This window comes from Herbaspirillum sp. meg3, assembly GCF_002257565.1.
Classification (GTDB): Bacteria; Pseudomonadota; Gammaproteobacteria; order Burkholderiales; family Burkholderiaceae_D; genus Herbaspirillum.
Window position 1 is genome coordinate 3,668,003 of the sequence record NZ_CP022736.1, and the last position, 17,240, is coordinate 3,685,242.

Here is a 17,240-nt window from a genome sequence, read left to right on the forward strand (position 1 = left end):
TGATGGCGGTGACTACGATCTCGCTGGTCAGCACAAGCGCCATGGCGGATGCCAAGAATCCGAAGATCGGCTTTTCCATCGATGACCTGCGCGTTGAGCGCTGGGCGCGCGATCGCGATTTTTTTACCGCAGCCGCAGAAAAGCTGGGCGCAAAGGTCTTCGTCCAGTCGGCCGACGCCAGCGAAGCACGCCAGATCTCGCAGATCGAAAACCTGATCTCGCGCGGTGTTGACGTGATCGTAATCGTGCCCTTCAACGCGACCGTACTGACCAACACCATCAAGGAAGCCAAGAAGGCCGGCATCAAGGTGCTGTCGTATGACCGTCTGATCCTCAACGCGGACGTCGACGCCTACATCTCCTTCGACAATGAAAAGGTCGGTGAAATGCAAGCCGAAGGCGTGGTCAAGGCGCAGTCGAAGGGCAACTTCTATCTGCTGGGCGGCTCGCCGACCGACAACAACGCCAAGATGCTGCGTGAAGGCCAGATGAAGGTGCTCAAGCCTTACATCGACAAGGGCGACATCAAGATCGTCGGCCAGCAATGGGTGAAGGATTGGAATCCAACCGAAGCCTTGTCCATCGTTGAAAACGCGCTGACCGCCAACAACAACAAGATCGATGCCATCGTCGCCTCCAACGACGGCACGGCAGGCGGCGCCATCCAGGCGCTGGCTGCGCAAAAGCTGGCCGGTAAGGTGCCGGTCTCGGGACAAGATGCCGACCTGGCCGCGGTCAAACGCGTGGTCGCCGGCACCCAGACCATGACGGTGTACAAACCCCTCAAGCTGATCGCCACGGAAGCCGCCAATCTGTCGGTACATCTGGCCCGCAACGAGAAGCCGGCTTACAACTCGCAATACGACAATGGCTTCAAGAAAGTCGATACGGTGCTGCTCAAGCCGATTCCTCTGACCAAGGCCAACGTCAACGTACTGGTGGATGACGGCTTCTACACACAAGCGCAAATCAGCGGCAAATAACAAAAACAAGAAGCAATCCGGGCAGGCCGCAAGCCTGTCCGGCATTGCCGTTTTTTCCTGATTGCAGTTAGCGGTTACGCGTGAATTGTGGCGACCCGGCCACGGCTATTGCGCAGTTTTTACTCCACGAGAGCATGCATGTCTGAGTACTTGTTAGAAATGAAGGACATCGTCAAGACGTTTGGCGGCGTCCGCGCGCTGAATGGCATCGACATCAAGATCAAGGCCGGTGAATGCGTCGGCCTGTGTGGCGAGAATGGCGCCGGCAAGTCGACACTGATGAAAATCCTCTCCGGCGTCTACCCGCACGGCACCTGGGATGGCGAGATCCTGTGGGATGGCAAGCCGCTGGTGGCGCACTCGGTGCGCGACACGGAAGCGGCCGGTATCGTCATCATCCATCAGGAACTGATGCTGGTGCCCGAACTGTCGGTGGCGGAAAATATTTTCATGGGCCATGAACTGACACTGCGCGGCGGCCGCATGAATTATCCGGCCATGTATCACCGCGCCGAAGAACTCATGCGCGAGCTAAACATGCCCGACATCAACGTCGCCCTGCCGGTCATGCAATACGGCGGCGGCCATCAGCAACTGGTGGAAATCGCCAAGGCGCTCAACAAGAAGGCGCGCCTGCTGATCCTCGATGAGCCTTCCTCGTCGCTGACCTCATCGGAGATCGCGGTTCTGCTCAAGATCATCAAAGACCTCAAGGCCAAGGGCGTGGCCTGCGTCTATATCTCGCACAAGCTCGATGAAGTGGCGGAGGTATGCGACACCATTTCCGTAATCCGCGACGGCAAGCACATCGCCACCACGCCGATGCAAGCGCTGGATGTAGACCAGATCATCACGCAGATGGTCGGCCGCGAAATCACAACCATGTATCCGACCCGCGACCACGAGATCGGCGAAGTGATTTTTGAAGCGCGCCATGTCACCTGCTTCGACGTCGACAATCCCAAACGCAAGCGCGTCGACGATGTGTCCTTTTCGGTGCGTCGCGGTGAAATTCTCGGCATCGCCGGACTGGTCGGCGCCGGGCGCACGGAACTGGTGTCGGCCTTGTTCGGCGCCTATCCTGGCCGTCATGAAGGCGAAGTGTTCATGCATGGCGCCAAGGTCGATACCGCGACGCCGCTCAAGTCGATTCGCCTGGGTCTGTGCATGGTGCCGGAAGATCGCAAGCAGCACGGTATCGTGCCGGACCTCAGCGTCGGCCAGAACATCACGCTGACGGTGCTCAACGACTTCTCGCGCCGCACCCGCATCGACGCCGAGTCCGAACTGAAGACCGTGCAGGACGAGATCGGACGCATGCAGCTGAAGACTTCCAGCCCTTTCCTGCCGATCACGGGACTGTCGGGAGGCAATCAGCAAAAGGCAGTGCTGGCCAAGATGCTGCTGGCGCGGCCGAAGGTGCTGATCCTCGACGAGCCGACACGCGGTGTCGACGTCGGCGCCAAGGCAGAAATCTACCGGCTCATTTCAGAACTGGCCAGACAAGGCGTGGCCGTGATCATGGTGTCGTCCGAACTGGCGGAAGTGCTGGGCGTGTCCGATCGCGTGCTGGTCATCGGCGAAGGCAAGCTGCGCGGCGATTTCGTCAATCAGGATCTGACGCAAGAGATGGTGCTGGCGGCGGCCATCAACCAATCGCCGCAGCACCGCACCTTGCAAGCCACCGCATAAGTAAAACAACCTGGAATCAATCCGTATGAACTCTCTTAGCTCGACCAACATCAAGCAGCTGTTCAGCCGCTACAAAATCATGGCGCTGCTCATCGCCATCGCCATCATCTGGGCTTTCTTCAGCTGGAAGACCGAAGGTGGATTCGTGACGCCGCGCAACCTCTCCAATCTGCTGCGCCAGATGTCGGTGACCGGCATCCTCGCCTGCGGCATGGTGCTGGTGATCATCGCCGGAGAGATTGATCTCTCGGTCGGCTCCCTGCTGGGCCTGCTCGGCGGCATCGCGGCGATCATGGATGTCACCTATCACCTGCCGCTGCCGATCAATCTGGCGCTGGTCTTGCTGTGCGGCCTGGCGCTGGGCTTGTTCAACGGCTACCTGACGGCGTACATGCGCATCCCCTCGTTCATCGTCGGTCTCGGCGGCATGCTGGCGTTTCGCGGTGTGCTGCTGGGCGTGACGGGCGGCCTGACGATTGCGCCTGTATCCAGCGAGCTGGTTTATCTGGGACAAGGCTATCTGCCGCAACAACTGGGCGTGGCGCTGGTGATCGTGCTGTTCGTCCTGGCGCTGGTGTTGACCTGGCGTCAGCGCGTCAACCGAGTGCGTCACTCACTGCCGGTGCATGCGCTGTGGCGCGACGCGGTGAAGGTGCTGATCATCGGCGGCGTGCTGCTGGCTTTTGTGCGTACGCTCAACAGCTACGACGGCATCCCGGTGCCGGTGTTGTTGCTGCTGGCCTTGCTCGGTCTGTTCAGCTACATCACGACGCAGACGGTGTTTGGCCGCCGCATCTATTCGGTCGGCAGCAACATGGAAGCGACGCGGTTGTCGGGCGTCAACGTGCAGTCGGTGAAGCTGTGGGTGTTCGGCATCATGGGCGTGATGTGCGCACTCGCCGGCCTGGTCAATACGGCGCGTCTGGCGGCGGGTTCGCCCTCGTCGGGCAGCATGGGAGAACTGGACGCCATCGCAGCCTGCTTCATCGGCGGCACCTCCATGCGCGGCGGATCGGGAACCATCTACGGCGCGCTGATCGGTGCGCTGGTAATGGCGAGTCTGGACAACGGCATGTCGATGCTCGATGTCGGCACCTACTGGCAGATGATCGTCAAGGGCAGCATTCTGATGCTCGCAGTGTGGGTGGACGTCAGCACCCGTTCCGGACGCTAAGCGCACTCAGCGTAATGACCGCGCTGAAATCAATACGACTATTTACACAGGAAAGTGCTATGCAATCTTCGATGCCATCTATTCAGGCACAAGCGGTTTTACCCGCAGACCTGTCCGATGCCTTGCTGGTCGGACGCGTCTGGCGAAACAGCAAAATCAATGGCCCCTGCGTGGTCGTGGTTCGCCGTGGCGAGGTGTTCGACATCACTGCCACCGCACCGACATCGGCGGATTTGCTGGACGCCGACGACTTGTTGGCGCTGGCGCGCCACGCGCCGGGCGAGTCGCTGGGCAGCGTGGCCGATCTGGTCCGCGATGCGCTTGATCCCTTTTCAGACAAGCGGTTGCCACGACTGCTGGCGCCTTGCGACATTCAACCGATCAAAGCCTGCGGCGTGACCTTTGCGGTCAGTATGCTGGAGCGCGTGATCGAAGAAAAAGCCGCAGGCGACGCCAGCCGCGCGGAGTCGCTGCGCAAGGAGCTGCAAGCGAGTATCGGTACCGACCTGTCGGCGATCCGGCCGGGTTCGGAAGCGGCGATGAAGCTGAAGCAGGAACTGCTCAAACGCGACGCCTGGTCGCAATACATGGAAGTCGGTATCGGCCCGGATGCAGAAGTGTTCTCCAAGTCGCAGGCCATGTCGGCAGTCGGACTGGGCGCCGAAGTCGGCCTGCATCCCGAATCGCAATGGAACAATCCCGAGCCGGAGATCGTACTGGCCGTGAACAGCCGCGGAGAAGCCGTCGGCGCCACGCTGGGCAACGACGTCAACCTGCGCGACATCGAGGGCCGTAGCGCCCTGCTGCTGGGCAAGGCCAAGGACAACAACGGCTCATGCGCCATCGGCCCTTTCATCCGCCTGTTCGATGAGCGCTTCACCATCGATACCGTGCGTCAGGCGGAAGTCACCTTGCTGATCGAAGGCGAGGACGACGGATTCCGCCTGAACGGCGCCAGCTTCATGCGCGAGATCAGCCGCGATCCGCTCGATCTGGTGGCGCAGACCTGCGGCGCGCATCATCAGTATCCGGACGGTTTCCTGCTGTTTCTCGGCACCATGTTCTCGCCGATCAAGGATCGCGATGCAGCCGGTTCAGGCTTTACCCATCATCTGGGCGACCGCGTCACCATCGCCAGTCCGGCGCTGGGTGCATTGGTCAACCGCGTGCAGCGCTGCGACGCCATCGCACCGTGGACCTTTGGTATCCGAGCCCTCTATCACCATCTTGCCGGGCGTGGCCTGGCGGGAACTTCGCCATCTTCCAGGAGTGCATCAGCATGACCGTATCAGTTCAAACCGCGCCGGCCCCATCCACTCCCGTGGAACACGCCATTTATCGCAGTCTGGCCGGCAAGCGGGTCGTCATCACCGGCGGCGGCACCGGCATCGGTGCGGCGCTGGTGGAGGCCTTTGCCGGACAAGGGGCGCAGGTATTCTTCCTCGATATCGCGCTGGAAGAATCGCGCGCGCTGGAAGAATCGCTGAAACATTCTGCGCTGCCGCCGACCTTCCTGCATTGCGACCTGCTCGATCTGGATGCGCTGGCGGCGACCTTCGTCGGTATCGAAAAAATGGCCGGCACCGTCGATATCCTGATCAACAACGCCGCCAACGATGACCGTCACAAGATCGCTGATGTCAGCCCGGCATATTGGGATCAGCGCATGGCGGTCAACCTGCGCCATCAGTTCTTCTGTGCGCAGGCGGTGACGCCGGGCATGCGCGAGCAAGGCCGTGGCGTGATTCTCAATTTCGGTTCGATTTCCTGGCATCTGGCTTTGCCGAGCCTGACGCTGTACATGACGGCCAAGGCGGCGATCGAAGGTCTCACACGCGGTCTGGCGCGCGACCTCGGCCCGCATGGCATCCGGGTCAACTGCATCATCCCCGGCGCAGTGCGCACGCCGCGCCAGATGCGTCTGTGGCACAGCCCGGAAGAAGAAGCAAAAATCCTCGCCGCGCAATGTCTGTACGAACGCGTGGAACCGCATGACGTCGCCGCGCTGGCGTTGTTTCTGGCGTCCGACAGCGCGGCCAAATGTTCCGGCCGCGATTACTTCGTCGACGCCGGCTGGTACGGCGCATGACTGCCTCGGTGCCCGTCTGTGTCTGGCCGGTCGGCGCCGAACTGGGCGAGGGCCCGATCTGGCACGCGCAGGACAAGGCGGTCTATTTCGTCGATATCAAGGGCAAGGCGATCCATCGCTGTGCCGCCGATGGCAGTCAGCGTCAAAGCTGGCCGACACCACATGCGCCGGGATTCATCGCGCCCTGTGACGACGGCGGTTTTATCTGCGGACTGCAAGGCGGTCTCTACCGATTCAACCGGGACAGCAACGACTTCTCGCTGATTCAGCCGGTGGAACAACACTTGCCCGGCAACCGCGTCAACGATGGTTTCGTCGACGGCCAGGGGCGGCTCTGGTTCGGCACGATGGACAATGAGGAGAGCCGCCCCAGCGGCGTGCTGTATCGATGGGAGCGGTCACGCGGGATGCAGGCGCAGGATCGCGGCTATGTCATCACCAACGGTCCGGCCATGAGTCCGGACGGAAAAACGCTCTATCACACGGACACATTGCAGCGAACGGTATATGCTTTCGATGTCGACGCTGCAGGAACACTGTCACGCAAGCGTCCGTTTGCACATATCGAAGGCACCGGTTATCCCGATGGCATGGCTGTCGATGCCGAGGGTTTTCTGTGGGTCGCCTTGTTCGGCGGGTGGCGCATAGAGCGCTTCTCGCCGTCCGGCGAGCTGGCGGGAGTCATTCCCTTCCCTTGCGCCAATGTGACCAAACTGGTCTTCGGCGGAAACGATTTGCGGACGGTTCATGTCACAACAGCATGGAAAGGTCTGTCGTCTGAAGAGCGGGCAAGGCAGCCGCTCGCGGGTGGACTGTTTTCCTTCATCGCCGACACGCCGGGCCTGGCTCAACATCACCTATCAACTGAGGTAAAGAAGTGAAGAATCAACAGACTCCCCGCCGGTTCCGCTCCCAGGACTGGTTCGACAATCCCGATCATATCGACATGACCGCGCTGTACCTTGAGCGCTTCATGAACTACGGCATCACCGCGGAAGAATTGCGCTCCGGCCGCCCGATCATCGGTATCGCACAGAGCGGCAGCGACATCAGCCCATGCAATCGCATCCACCTCGAACTGGCGCGCCGCGTGCGTGACGGCATTCGCGATGCCGGCGGCATTCCGATGGAGTTTCCGCTGCATCCGATTTTTGAAAACTGCCGCCGTCCGACGGCAGCGATTGACCGCAATCTGTCTTACCTCGGCCTGGTGGAAATCCTGCACGGCTATCCGATCGATGCCGTGGTGCTGACCACCGGCTGCGACAAGACCACACCCGCGCAGATCATGGCAGCGTCCACGGTGGACATCCCCGCCATCGTCTTGTCAGGCGGGCCGATGCTTGACGGCTGGATGGACGGCGAACTGGTCGGCTCCGGCGCGGCGATCTGGAAGGGCCGTCGCCAGTTGTCGGCGGGCGTGATCGACAATGACAAATTTCTGGAAATCGCGGCAGCGTCAGCGCCCTCTTCCGGTCACTGCAACACGATGGGCACCGCGTCGACCATGAACGCCATGGCGGAAGCACTGGGCATGTCGCTCACGGGTTGCTCGGCGATTCCGGCGCCGTATCGTGAACGCGGCCAGATGGCGTATGAAACCGGCCGCCGCATCGTCGGCATGGCGCATGAAGATCTGCGTCCGTCGGCGATCCTGACGCGCGAAGCTTTCCTCGATGCCATCGTGGTCAATGCGGCGATCGGCGGCTCGACCAACGCCCAGCCGCACATCATGGCGATGGCGCGCCATGCCGGTGTGGAACTGAAGTCGGACGACTGGATGGAGTACGGCTATGACGTGCCGCTGCTGCTTAACATGCAGCCTGCCGGTAAATATCTGGGTGAACGCTTCCACCGCGCCGGCGGCGTGCCGGCCATCATGTGGGAGCTGCAACAGGCGGGCAAACTGCGCTCCGATCGTCTTACCGCTACCGGCAAGACGATGGAGAAAAACCTCGAAGGCCGCGAGAGCCACGACCGCGAGGTTGTCTTCCGCTTTGAAGCGCCGCTGCGCGAACGTGCGGGTTTCCTGGTGCTGAAGGGGAATCTGTTCGACTTCGCGATCATGAAGACCAGCGTCATTTCGGAGACCTTCCGCGAGCGCTATCTGAACACACCGGGCAGTGAAGGCATCTTCGAATGCAAGGCGGCGGTGTTTGATGGCTCTGACGACTACCATGCGCGTATCAATGATCCTGCGCTGGGCATCGATGAAAACACGATCCTGGTGATTCGCGGTGCAGGCCCGGTCGGCTGGCCGGGATCCGCTGAGGTAGTCAACATGCAACCACCTGATGCACTGCTGCGCCGTGGCATCACCACGCTGCCGACGCTGGGCGACGGTCGCCAGTCAGGCACATCGGACAGCCCGTCCATCCTCAACGCGTCGCCGGAAAGCGCCGTGGGTGGTGGTCTGGCCTACCTGCGCGATGGCGACAAGGTGCGCATCGACCTCAATACCGGCCGTTGCGACATGCTCATCAGCGATGAAGAGCTGGCCAAGCGCAAAGCGGAAGGTATCCCGGCAGTGCCGCCAAGCCAGACGCCGTGGCAGGAGATTTATCGCAGCACCGTCGGCCAGTTGGAAACCGGCGCCTGCATGGAATTGGCCATCAAGTATCAGGGCGTGGCGAAGGTCTTGCCGCGTCACAACCACTAAGAAGCCGCTGCCGGCCCGGATGATCATCACCGGGCCGGCATGTTCTCTGCCTGACTTAAGTCAGGTTTTCGTCAAGCTAGAATCGCTGCGCACTGAACGGCGCCAGATCGATTTCCGGCTTCTGTCCGGACAATAATTGAGCGACCAGACGTCCGGTTCTCGCTGATGTGCCGAGTCCGATATGGCCGTGCCCGAAGGCATGGATCACATCTGCGCTGCGTGTCGATGGCCCGATGCAGGGCAAGCCGTCCGGCATGCTGGGACGCCGTCCCAGCCAGTAGCGCACGCGGCTGGCCGGCAGATCGCGCGGCAGTGCGGGAAAAAGTTGCAGCGCGAGGTCGCGCATGATTTCTGCACGACGCCAGTCCGGCTCAGCCTCGAAGGAGGCGATCTCGACCTGCCCCGCCACGCGCAAGCCAAGCTCGGTCTGCGTGGCGATGACCTTGCGATCCATCATCATCATTGGTGTGCGCGGGCGGCCTTCCGGATGTTCCACCATGGCGTGATAACCGCGCTCGGTTTCCAGCGGCACGTTATCGCCCGCTTGCGCTGCCAGCATTTTTGCTTGCGCACCGGCGGCGATGACGGCGGCATCACAGACGATCTCGCCCTCTTCGGTTTGCACCGCCGCCAGACGATCACCGGCAAAACGGAGTCCGGTTGCCTTGACGGCGCGCAGACGTGCGCCGCGATCACAGGCATGCTGAATCAGCCCCGCGATATAGGCACCCGGGTTGCGGCAATGACCGGCTTCATGGATGAACACGCCAAATCCATAACCGGGATCCAGATCAGGTTCTCGCTGATGCAATTCTTCAGCTTCGATCTCTTCCCATCCAATACCCAGCTCACGGCGGATGCGCCAGCCTCTGGCGTCGCCTTCAAAATGCTGCCGCGAACGATAGACGTGCAGCAGACCGCTGAGTTCGATGAGTTGACCGACGCCCGCCTTCTCCGCGATCTGTTGATGCAAAGGGGCCGCACCGGCAAGCAGGGTTCGCAATGCTTTGGCCGTCTCGGTGATCCGCGCTTCGGTCGAGCCGGCAATCAGATAACGCAGCAGCCACGGCAAGGTGCGCGGCAGGTAGCGCCAGCGGATCGACAGTGGCCCCAAGGGGTCGAGCAGAAACCCCGGCACCTTCTTCCAGACACCCGGCTCGGATGGCGGCAGGATGGAGTGCGACGACAGCCAGCCTGCATTGCCATAGCTGGAGGCATGCTCGCCGCCGGGCGTACCCGGATCAACGATGGTGACCTGCATCCCCTGATCGAGCGCGTGCAGTGCGCTCATGGCACCGATAGCGCCGGCGCCGATAATGACAACCTGACGTGACACTGACGGTGAGGAAGATGAGGAAGCCGGGGTAACTGAATGAGCGGAAGAAGATGACGAGATGGGAGACATTGAGAACATGAAATTCGATGGTTTTCCTGAGCTGCCGGGAGATGCAAGCATCTTGCATGCAGGCGTACATCTTACAGCGATACCTGGCAACCGGTAAGATCAGGAAAGATCGATGAATATCCCGGAGGATGACCACCGGGTATTGTCGCAGCTCCCGGGGTACCTACCTTCCCAAATGCAGGGGTATACGGATATCACGCAGAACGCACAAGCAGCTCCCCGAGAAAACAGTCTCAGCCATGAAACGGATAGATCGGCTCCGTTACTGCGAGCACCAACAACATTCCCGTCGTCAGCACCAGAATGCTGCCGGTGGCGAAGACATATGCAATTTTCTGAAAATACTTCATGATTTCCTCGCCTGAAAAATGACGCCTTGGCTCAATTGCCTGACGTTGTTCCCTGCTCTGCCGTTTCGATCCGGCGAGCATCTATCTGGTCAGATCCTGGCGTGCCACAACCCAGAGAATTGCAGCCAGTAATCCTCCCGCTAATACGGCCAACACATGCAAGAGCCAATCGAAAGTCATCATGCTCTTCCTCGCGTCTGATCAGCACGGCCTCATCGCATCGACAGATACGATCACCCATGCATGGAAGCAAGTATAGAAAGAGACGCCTGAAAAGTTCGTCAACACGGCGTAAAGCCTCGCAAAACTTTGCAAAGAAACGCGCACCACACGTGCTGCGAGGGCATGCTTTCACAGGTTGAACGGGAGTTGGTTCTGGGGTGATTTTTATTGTGGCTCAGCGGCAATTCAGCGGCAATTCAGCGGCAACTCAGTGACAACTCAGGCGCGGATCACGTGCTGAAAGATGTGTCTGTGCAGATGAAAACTTTGCACTTCTGCTTTTGATGCGGGGACGGCATGATCATCAGGAGCAGTCCCGGATACGGGATATCAGCACGTGATTGCAATGACAATGAAATGTGCAGATTCAATTGCATAACTGCACATTTTTTGCTGAGACTATTGGTGACACGACAATGAAATAGAAATATTTCGCCTATATTGCACATGTGGGAACGCGCCCGACACCTGCTTCGTGCTACGATTTTGTTCTATTAAAGGGAGATTTACAGAATGCCTGACGGTCACGATTGCGTTGAACTACCGACCATCATCAACAATGTCGAGTATTTGCTTCAGAGCCGCACGGTCGCGACTGCAGACGGTGCACGACACAGCGAATATCGCGTGCTGCTGGATGGCGTGGTTGTCAAATCATGGACGCCTGGCGACATCCGCGCTTACTTCGCCATCCCCGGCTAACACCTGCTTTTTGTAGCTGTCGGTCTCGTGTTGAGCAATCACGATCAGACTTAGCCTGATTGACCTCCTTAGCTTGTCTGTCAGCCCGCTGCCATATTGGCGCGTCTTGCCAAAATTTTCTCGATTTTTTCTTTCAGTGTTGCTGCGTTGAACGGCTTGACGATATAGCCGTCTGCGCCGGCTTGTGCTGCTTCAACGATATTTTCCTTCTTGGCTTCCGCAGTAATCATCAGCACCGGCAAATGCGCCAGCGATGGTGTTGCGCGAATCTTCTTGAGCAGTGCCAGACCGTCCATCACGGGCATGTTCCAATCGGTCAAAACGAACGTGATCGCAGCCGCGCCGCCCTCTAGTATCTTCATGGCCGCCGAGCCGTCTTCAGCTTCGGCCATCTTGGTGAACTCAAGCTCCTTGAGCAAACCGGTAACGATGCGCCTCATCGTGGAGAAATCGTCCACTACCAGGAAATATTGATCATCTGCCATTTTGGGTAATTGGTATCTTGCGAGGTTGAAAGTGAGAGCGAATACTTAATTTTTCGAATATTTTTCGATTTATTGCCAGTGTAAAACATTTCGGATCATTTCCATACTTTGTGGCATGCAAACAGAATTTCAATTACACAAATTCAAAAGAAAACGCCGCCACATGCTGGAAAAAATCACGCTAATGAATATAAAGACATCGCGACGCCGTCTGATGTTCAATAAATTGCATTCCCTGTCCCCATCGTATGTCTACGCGAAAACAGGAGGAAATCGTCCTGGATGAAAGGACAAATGAAGAATGGTACGTGGAGGAATTATTTCTTCAGAAGCTCAATCGCGTCTTCGGCAACGCTGCGCAAATTCGTGATCGTTGCATTCAGGTCGGCCAGCTCTCGTGCGGTCGGGGGCTCGTCCATCCCCCCTTTTACCAGAGACGCCTTGATGATCGTCGCCGCCATATGCCAAGCTGCACGATTATGCGCATTGATCAATTCTCTGCGGATCCGCTCCAATTCCGCTTTCTTTATTTTATCCATCGCTATCTTTTTAGCTCGTCGGTTGTTCGAATCTGGCTGCTACCCCTACACCCAAAACATTTCCACATGGAAATATAACATGCAGAACCAAGATCATACTATGCATGAATTCTTTCAAGCTTGTGACTCGCGTTCAGCACAGTATATTGATATCACGCAATAAACGTTACACGTTATTTTTCAGCTGAAATGAATAATTTTGAAGCTTGAGTGGAATTTCTTACATGAAGCTGATCTTGGTCAACTTATTCTCCCGATGCCGAACGTCGAACTGGGATCCCGGGCGCCCCTGCTGCGCTTTACCAGCCTGCAGCCAACTCCCGCGTAAGTTCGGCGGCGGGAATCTCTTTGCAGCCGCGCGCATTCTGCCCCGACCATAATGGAGAAAAATCTCCGCTGCCCAAGCTCTCTGCCTTGCTGCGCAATGGTGCAATCGCGGAAGTCGCCAAGGGAAAAGCCGGCGCCGCGGGGCTCAATGAACCGAGTTCGCGCATGAGGCGATTCACCACGCCGCGTGCAGGACCGCCGGTAAACAAGTTAGTGAGGGCGGTGTGTTCAATGGCATCGCTTTTCAGGACAGCGCGATGGATGGCGCTGGTGGTTGCCTCGGGCGTGAGCATGTAGGCTGTACCGATCTGCACGCCTGCCGCACCCAGCAATTTGGCGGCAGCGACGCCCTTGGCATCGACGATGCCGCCTGCGGCGATAACCGGGACGTTCACGGCCTGGACGATTTGCGGCAGCAAGGCGAAGGTACCGAGCTGCGTGGAAATATCGTGCGACAGGAAAAAGCCCCGATGCCCTCCCGCTTCCAGACCTTGCGCGATGATGGCGTCGACACCCTGCTCTTCCAGCCAGCGCGCTTCGGCCACGGTGGTTGCCGAAGACAACACTTTGGCGCCCCAGCTGCGCACGCGGGCGATCAATGCCGCACTGGGCAAACCGAAATGGAAGCTGACCACCGGGGGCTTGAATTCGCTCAACAGTTCAGCAGCCTCGGCCGTGAACGGAGCGCGACCAGGGCCTGTCGGGATGGTGTCGGCATCAATACCGAATTCACGATAGTACGGCGCCAGCGCAGCACGCCATGTGGCTTCGCGCGTTGCATCGGGTTCGGGTGGTGTATGCGCAAAAAAATTCACGTTGTAGGGCTTGTCGGTGCCGGCACGGATTTGCTCCAGCTCTTTGCGCAGCACTTCAGGCGTGAGCATGGCGCAAGGCAAAGAACCCAGGCCGCCGGCATTACAGACTGCAGTAATCAGCGCATGTCCCTGTACGCCCGCCATCGGTGCCTGAATAATCGGCAGGTCGATTCCCAGCAGCTTTTGCAACGATTCCATGTGTTCTCCGGTCTATTCGTGATATTGCTGTGGTGCTGCCGCACTTGGCCCGGTGGCAGCGTGGTTACGAATACGCTTCCACGCTGGTCTCAGCTGATCCAGCTGAATAATTAGAAATAACCCGCAGTCACCCATAATAACTATTCGAATGACAAGTATATCGGGGAGTCGATATTGATGCTGCCGGCTGCCGACTTGTTACCGATCCTTACGTTCTGCTTCGACTTGTGGCCTTGCCGATAATTTACAATTACGGTATCGACTTATCCACTAACAGACTCAGAGATTTACCATCAGGAGATTCCAGGCATGCGCCGCTTGCTTCCTTCGTTATCCGTTTCTGCCCTGCTGATCACCGGTGTTGCCGGTCTGGCAGGTTGCTCGACGTCAAAGCCGTCGTTCTATCATCAGGAAGATTTCAGCGAGACCGACACCTATTCACGCAGCTTCGGCGCCAGCGACAATGCGGTATGCGAAGCTGCACGCCGCGCCTTGCTGGGTCAGGGCTACATCATCAGCAAAGCCCAGGCCAACATCGTCGACGGCACCAAGAGCTTTCAACCGGAAGCCGATCAGCACGTGGAGATTGCTTTCCATATCGTCTGCGCGCCCAACGGCAAGGCTGACCACAATGCTTCGCTATTTGTGAGCGCGACGCAGGATCGCTACGCGCTGAAGAAGACCAACAACTCCGCCAGTCTGGGCGTGGGCGTGTTGGGTTCGGTATCGATGCCGTTCGGCTCAAGTGACGATTCGCTCGTGCGCGTGGCGAGCGAAACCATCCGCTCCGGTCATTTTTATGATCGATTCTTTGGTGCGGTAGAACGCTATCTGGATCCGGCAGAAGACGATGCCGCCAAAGCTGCCAAAACCCAATTGGATGGCCCGGTCGCACAGCCAGAAAAAAAGGAGTCCAAATAGGACTCCTTATTCAAGACTTATTCAATACGTCTTTAACATTTCTTCAATGTTGTCACCAACTGCCTTATTTTGAGGCGCGACAACTAAGTTCTTCATAATCAACTACTTAGCACTTTCTCCCAGACTTGCTCACACACTTACCCACAGTTTTTGTGGGTAAGTGTGAGTAACTCAGTGTGGGTACATCAGGCAACTGAGGTCAGGCATATCAGCGACTACGTGGGATTACCAGCGGCGGTCGTGATAACCGTGGTGACGGTAGCCATGGCGATAATAGCCGGGGCCATAACCACGGTGGTAGTAGCCGCCTCGCTCAACGTAAATTGGTGCAGGGGCGACATAAACCGGCGCCGGACGCACGTACACAGGAGGTGGCGGCGCATAGACCGGAGCCGGCGCGTAATACACGGGTGGTGGCGGTGCATACACAGGCACACCGATATTGATACCAACACCGACGTGCGCGGCCATCGCCGGTGCCGCAAACAGGCTTGCGGCGAGCACGCCAACCGATACGACTGTCACGGAGAGAAGAGATTTTTTCACGATGGCTCCTTGGGTGCATCTGAAGATGCGTATGCGTTATGTGCTTGAATGTCGAGCTTGAACTGCGCATTGAAAAAAGTACTGCGCGGCTGACAACTCGTTTAACCATTGACTCTATTAAAATCCAATTCGCACCCGATAACCAGTCAGTACCCGGTAAGCCTTGTAACAAGATGCTACAAATTCCTGACCAGGATTCACACTTCCCCGCTCTTCCCTTACTCTTCAGCACTCACAATCGGGCATAAAAAAACGGACACTGCTTTCGCAATGTCCGTCTTCTGTTTTGACCGGCTACCGGTCAGTCCGCTACAACCGATCAGGCTGCGTTGAGCACCGGCACCGCGTTTTGCCCGGCATCAAGACGTGCAATCTTGCCGATGGTGTCAGCGCAAGCGCGCGCGGCTTCCTGGCCCTTGACCACGAAATGCGCGTGGAAGAACTCCTGATGCTCGCTGTGCGAATGAAAATGATGCGGTGTCAGCACGGCGGAGAAAACCGGTACTTCGGTTTCCAACTGTACGTTCATCAGGGAGTTGATCACTGCCGTGGCGACGAAATCGTGACGGTAAATCCCGCCATCAACCACCAGGCCGGAAGCGACGATACCGGCATACTTGCCGGTCTTTGCCAACAACTTGGCATGCAAAGGGATTTCAAACGCACCGGGGACTTCGAAGAAATCAATACTGGATTCCGGAAAACCCAACTTGGCGATTTCAGCAGTGAAGGAAATACGGCATTGATCGACGATCTCTTTGTGCCAGCAAGCCTGGATAAAAGCGATACGATTTTTGGCGGTAGAAGTATTGGTATGGTTTGCTGCGTGTTGCATTTGTTCAGGACTCCTGTTTGGTGACTAAAAACAGGGCGCATAGGAACGAGCAGGCGTATGCAAGCGTGCATGCGCGCGGCAGGTTTCCGTTCTCTTTCATCCGGACTATGACCGTCGGCCCCGGGATCTCACCAGGTCTGCTGACCTTGACGGACGGGCGTCCGCCAAGCGCTCGCGGGCTCGTCGCAAGAACCTTGAAAACAAGGTCATGCGACATCACCGCCGGTGGGGATTTTCACCCCGCCCCGAGAACATCGTGTGCAGAAAAATTCAAACTATTTAGAAATTTTCGCCACACACAAATTTATCACGATTGCAGAAATGCTGCAGAGCACACAGCGTTTTCTAGGCGATCAGGCGCGTGTGCGATTCTGCAAAGAAGCGATGCGCGACTCAATCGACGGATGGCTGGAGAACAAACCCATCCACGACTCGCGCCCCGCAATACCGGACGCCTGCAAGTTCTGCGGCAAGCCATCGGCCTCCATTCCGCCCAGGCGACGCAGTGCGCCGATCATCGGTGTGGATGAACCCATCAGCGATGCAGCGCCGGCATCGGCACGGTATTCGCGCTGGCGCGAGAAGTACATGACGATCACGCTGGCCAGAATACCGAAGACGATTTCGCAGACAACCACGGTCACCATGTAGCCGATGCCGGGCCCGGACGACTGCTCGTTGTTGCGGCGCAAAGCCGAGTCAACAAAGTAGCCGACGATACGCGCGAAGAACATAACGAAGGTATTGACCACGCCCTGGATCAGCGTCAGCGTGACCATGTCGCCGTTGGCGATGTGTGCGACTTCATGCGCCAGCACGGCTTCCACTTCTTCCTTGGTCATGCCCTGTAGCAGGCCGGTCGATACCGCCACCAGCGAGTTGCTCTTGCTGGCGCCGGTAGCAAAGGCGTTTGGCGGGCCGTCATAGACCGCGACTTCAGGCATGCTCAAACCGGCACGTGTTGCCAGGCGGTTGACGGTATCGACCAGCCATATCTCCGTCGAGTTTTGCGGGTGCGCGATGACGCGCGCACCGGTGGACCATTTGGCGATGGTCTTCGACATCAAGAGGGAAATGAACGACCCGCCGAAGCCCATCAGCGCACAGAACATCAGCAGCATGCCGAAGTTGAGGCCGTTGGCGGTCATGTAGCGATTGATGCCGAGAACGCTGGCGGTCACGCTGAGGACCAGCATCACGGCAAGATTGGTGACGAGAAAAAGAATGACGCGTTTCATGGAGCTTCCTAAATAAAAAATACGAGAAGTGGCAGTAGCGATGCCGCCGCCGCAGGGCAA

Annotated in this window: 17 protein-coding genes and 1 riboswitch; of the genes, 9 read left to right on the top strand and 8 right to left on the bottom strand. The window is 58.1% G+C overall.

Annotated elements, in window-relative coordinates; genetic code table 11:
- The first annotated feature begins 2 nt into the window (after positions 1-2).
- The 7 genes from xylF to hmeg3_RS16535 all read left to right on the top strand — a co-directional run bounded on the left by xylF (position 3) and on the right by hmeg3_RS16535 (position 8,597).
- Positions 3-983: a D-xylose ABC transporter substrate-binding protein gene (xylF, locus tag hmeg3_RS16505; protein ID WP_369828892.1), complete on the top strand. Its 981-nt coding sequence runs from the start codon at positions 3-5 to the stop codon at positions 981-983.
- Between the two features lie 138 nt (positions 984-1,121).
- Complete coding sequence (gene xylG / locus hmeg3_RS16510; RefSeq protein ID WP_094564689.1) at positions 1,122-2,675, top strand: D-xylose ABC transporter ATP-binding protein; 1,554 nt, start codon at positions 1,122-1,124, stop codon at positions 2,673-2,675.
- Positions 2,676-2,700: 25 nt separating this feature from the next.
- Positions 2,701-3,849: a sugar ABC transporter permease gene (locus tag hmeg3_RS16515; RefSeq protein ID WP_094564690.1), complete on the top strand. Its 1,149-nt coding sequence runs from the start codon at positions 2,701-2,703 to the stop codon at positions 3,847-3,849.
- 59 nt (positions 3,850-3,908) lie between these two features.
- A complete protein-coding gene (locus hmeg3_RS16520) occupies positions 3,909-5,132 on the top strand; it encodes a fumarylacetoacetate hydrolase family protein (RefSeq protein WP_232511689.1) in 1,224 nt (407 codons plus the stop codon).
- A complete protein-coding gene (locus tag hmeg3_RS16525; RefSeq protein ID WP_304441834.1) occupies positions 5,129-5,938 on the top strand; it encodes an SDR family NAD(P)-dependent oxidoreductase in 810 nt (269 codons plus the stop codon). Before hmeg3_RS16520 ends, hmeg3_RS16525 begins: the two co-directional genes overlap by 4 nt.
- Entirely contained in the window at positions 5,935-6,819 is an 885-nt protein-coding gene (locus tag hmeg3_RS16530) for an SMP-30/gluconolactonase/LRE family protein (RefSeq protein WP_094564691.1), read from the top strand. The genes hmeg3_RS16525 and hmeg3_RS16530 overlap by 4 nt, the downstream gene beginning before the upstream one ends.
- Positions 6,816-8,597: an IlvD/Edd family dehydratase gene (locus hmeg3_RS16535; RefSeq protein WP_094564692.1), complete on the top strand. Its 1,782-nt coding sequence runs from the start codon at positions 6,816-6,818 to the stop codon at positions 8,595-8,597. The genes hmeg3_RS16530 and hmeg3_RS16535 overlap by 4 nt, the downstream gene beginning before the upstream one ends.
- 76 nt (positions 8,598-8,673) lie before the next feature.
- Here the strand turns inward: hmeg3_RS16535 and hmeg3_RS16540 are convergent, their stop codons facing one another.
- Both hmeg3_RS16540 and hmeg3_RS24785 read right to left on the bottom strand, forming a co-directional pair.
- Positions 8,674-9,888, bottom strand: coding sequence for an FAD-binding oxidoreductase (locus hmeg3_RS16540; RefSeq protein WP_232511691.1), 1,215 nt, complete (start codon positions 9,886-9,888; stop codon positions 8,674-8,676).
- Positions 9,889-10,235: 347 nt separating this feature from the next.
- On the bottom strand, positions 10,236-10,433 hold the full coding sequence (locus tag hmeg3_RS24785; protein WP_157739294.1) for a hypothetical protein: 198 nt from the start codon (positions 10,431-10,433) through the stop codon (positions 10,236-10,238).
- A 654-nt stretch (positions 10,434-11,087) separates the two neighbouring features.
- Between hmeg3_RS24785 and hmeg3_RS16545 the strand changes: the two genes are divergently transcribed.
- Positions 11,088-11,276: a hypothetical protein gene (locus hmeg3_RS16545; protein WP_094564694.1), complete on the top strand. Its 189-nt coding sequence runs from the start codon at positions 11,088-11,090 to the stop codon at positions 11,274-11,276.
- A gap of 80 nt (positions 11,277-11,356) precedes the next feature.
- Here hmeg3_RS16545 and hmeg3_RS16550 read toward each other — a convergent pair whose 3' ends face one another.
- From hmeg3_RS16550 to hmeg3_RS16560, 3 genes are all read right to left on the bottom strand, one after another.
- Positions 11,357-11,761, bottom strand: coding sequence for a response regulator (locus hmeg3_RS16550; protein WP_094564695.1), 405 nt, complete (start codon positions 11,759-11,761; stop codon positions 11,357-11,359).
- Between the two features lie 317 nt (positions 11,762-12,078).
- A complete protein-coding gene (locus hmeg3_RS16555; protein WP_050476718.1) occupies positions 12,079-12,300 on the bottom strand; it encodes a hypothetical protein in 222 nt (73 codons plus the stop codon).
- Positions 12,301-12,599: 299 nt separating this feature from the next.
- Positions 12,600-13,640, bottom strand: a complete 1,041-nt coding sequence (locus hmeg3_RS16560; RefSeq protein ID WP_094564696.1) for a nitronate monooxygenase family protein — start codon at positions 13,638-13,640, stop codon at positions 12,600-12,602.
- A gap of 309 nt (positions 13,641-13,949) precedes the next feature.
- Between hmeg3_RS16560 and hmeg3_RS16565 the strand changes: the two genes are divergently transcribed.
- Positions 13,950-14,561: a DUF2242 domain-containing protein gene (locus tag hmeg3_RS16565; RefSeq protein WP_094564697.1), complete on the top strand. Its 612-nt coding sequence runs from the start codon at positions 13,950-13,952 to the stop codon at positions 14,559-14,561.
- A gap of 225 nt (positions 14,562-14,786) precedes the next feature.
- Here the strand turns inward: hmeg3_RS16565 and hmeg3_RS16570 are convergent, their stop codons facing one another.
- From hmeg3_RS16570 to htpX, 3 genes are all read right to left on the bottom strand, one after another.
- On the bottom strand, positions 14,787-15,107 hold the full coding sequence (locus hmeg3_RS16570) for a hypothetical protein (RefSeq protein WP_198361715.1): 321 nt from the start codon (positions 15,105-15,107) through the stop codon (positions 14,787-14,789).
- Between the two features lie 319 nt (positions 15,108-15,426).
- Positions 15,427-15,942 carry a 6,7-dimethyl-8-ribityllumazine synthase gene (locus hmeg3_RS16575; RefSeq protein WP_094564699.1) on the bottom strand — a complete coding sequence of 172 codons (516 nt, stop codon included), beginning with the start codon at positions 15,940-15,942 and terminating at the stop codon, positions 15,427-15,429.
- Positions 15,943-16,026: 84 nt separating this feature from the next.
- Positions 16,027-16,199: riboswitch (FMN riboswitch) on the bottom strand.
- Between the two features lie 96 nt (positions 16,200-16,295).
- Entirely contained in the window at positions 16,296-17,180 is an 885-nt protein-coding gene (htpX, locus tag hmeg3_RS16580) for a protease HtpX (RefSeq protein WP_094564700.1), read from the bottom strand.
- Between the last annotated feature and the right edge of the window lie 60 nt (positions 17,181-17,240).